This is a genomic window from Absicoccus porci, from assembly GCF_003725415.1.
Lineage (GTDB): Bacteria > Bacillota_I > Bacilli_A > Erysipelotrichales > Erysipelotrichaceae > Absicoccus > Absicoccus porci.
The window spans coordinates 1-1,607 of sequence record NZ_RJQC01000011.1; the positions used below are offsets into that span (position 1 = coordinate 1).

General features: G+C 34.0%; 1 protein-coding gene. It reads right to left on the reverse strand.

What is annotated here, in order from left to right; translation table 11 throughout:
• Positions 1–77: 77 nt before the first annotated feature.
• A complete protein-coding gene (locus tag EDX97_RS11565; protein ID WP_245978070.1) occupies positions 78–1,505 on the reverse strand; it encodes an IS3 family transposase in 1,428 nt (475 codons plus the stop codon).
• Between the last annotated feature and the right edge of the window lie 102 nt (positions 1,506–1,607).

Consider the following 1,607-nt stretch of genomic DNA (forward strand, 5'->3'; position numbering starts at 1 on the left):
TCAACCATATCATGAGATAGGCATAATAAAAACTGTGTTCATTAGTTAGCCGTACGCATCTAACTAACTTACACAGTTTAGATTACACTCTCGGCTTGAATTCTTGCTTGGCAAGGGGTCAGGCCTTTTAATCTGGTTTGGATACGTTCTGTATTGTAATAATTGATGTATTCTTCTATTGCGCCTTTTAACTGCTCTATTGTCTTAAATTCGAATTCATGTCCATAAAACATTTCGTTTTTTAACTTTCCAAAGAAGTTTTCCATAACACAGTTGTCCAAACAATTGCCTTTTCTAGACATTGATTGGATGATTCCTTTATCTTTCAATTTCTTATGATATGCTTGCATCTGATATTGCCATCCTTGATCTGAATGGAATATTAATCCCTTTAAATTTGGATATTGCTTAAATGCTTTATCCAACATGTCCATGGTCTGTGCAAAGTTTGGATTGGTTGATAAATTATAGGAAATGATTTCATGATTATACATGTCAAGTATTGGTGATAAATACAACTTACCTGCAGCTATATGAAATTCCGATACGTCTGTTGTCCATTTCTCGTTTACTGTGGTTGTACTGAAATTGCGATTGTAGTATGTCTTATGTTCTTCCTCGTCAACTACTTTATCTAACAGTAAATTCTTTACTGTGCCATTCATATCCCCCTTATATGACTTATATTTAGCCTTAGGCGTAACACCTAACAGTCCCATCTTATTCATTAAGCGTTGTACTAGTTTATGGTTTACATGAATGCCTTCGTTCCATAAGGCAAGTGTCATTCTTCTATATCCATATCTAGCTTTATGTGTATAGAAAATAGTGATAATCCGATTCATCAAATCAGCATATTTCCAATCTGCATCAGTATGATTGCACCAGTAGTAATAATCACTTCTGGTAATGTGTGGCAGTGTGTCTGAACTATTAATCGCATTTAAAATAAACGATAATGATCGTTTGGTTTCATGCCTTAGTTCCGTTACTGCCTGAGCTATTTCTGCTTTTCTCGCTTCTCTCTTGCCGTTACTAAGGCATCTAATTTTTTTAAGTATTCTTGTTGTATCATAAGAATCTCGTTCTGCCTGCGTAGCTTCGCATTTTCTTCCTTCAGTGCTTTGTTTTCCGCCTGCAGATTGTCTGTCTTCTTTGCCATGAGACTTTCTACCTCGTTTCTTTTCTACAACAGTATACCCATTTTCTGTATATTCTTTAATCCATCTTGGTAATGTTCCGATATTCGATAATCCCAAATTAATGGATACTGAATTGATACTCTCTTGATTAATAAGAACTCTATTGATTGCATTTAATTTGAATTCAGGTGTGTAGCGATGGTAATCATGCTTAACAATATCCAATCCATGTGCATCTATTAAACAAACAAGATATTTAATACCAGACTTGTTTATTCCATATTCTAAAGAGAGACATGGAATAGGTGTTCCTTGTTTTCTCTTCTGATAAATTTCAATCTTCTGTTTTTCTGTTAATTTCATATAAAAAGTGTAAGCGTCAGATAAATCAGTGTCTATGATGTTATAAACAAAACCCGTTGTGAACAAACAGTTATTTGTATCATAACGGGTTTATTTACATAT